This is a genomic window from Aphanothece microscopica RSMan92 (genome assembly GCF_046613545.2).
In the GTDB taxonomy this organism is placed as follows: Bacteria; Cyanobacteriota; Cyanobacteriia; order PCC-6307; family Cyanobiaceae; genus NIES-981.
Genome location: NZ_JBKKKY020000550.1, coordinates 1 through 444 on the forward strand (window position 1 = coordinate 1; position 444 = coordinate 444).

Below are 444 nucleotides of genomic sequence, written 5' to 3' on the forward strand. Positions count from 1 at the left end.
CCGAGGAGGCGCTGGCGCTGATGGGCGATCTGGGCATCCTACCCGACGTGCTGCTGGTCGAGCACCAGCTGGGCTCCGGCATGGACGGGCTGAGCCTGATCGAGGTGTTCCGCGAGATGCGCGCCGGCCTGCCCGCCTGCCTGATCACCGGTGACCGGGGCGAGGCGCTGGCGCGGGCGGCGGCGGCGGCGGGCGTCGCCGTGCTGACCAAGCCGCTGGACGCGCCCGGGTTGCAAAATTTTCTGGGCCGGGCGCTTTCGCCTGTTACAGTGACGTCCTAGCCTGCTCCACCTACGACCAAAGCCGCGTAGCACGGCAGGGCAGGGGTGGCTTAGGGTCAAGGGCAAAGGTCAAGGGAGGACCCCATGCATCTGACCGACCAACGCGAGATCCGGGCCGATGCGGCCACCGTCTGGGCTGCAATCCTGGACCCCGAAGTGTTGC

At 69.1% G+C, this 444-nt stretch carries 1 protein-coding gene; it reads left to right on the forward strand.

The window, feature by feature from the left end; all coding sequences use genetic code 11:
• Positions 1-281, forward strand: a 281-nt coding sequence (locus ACLD7X_RS19005; RefSeq protein ID WP_411425237.1) for a hypothetical protein, incomplete at its 5' end; no start/stop codon positions are given.
• Between the last annotated feature and the right edge of the window lie 163 nt (positions 282-444).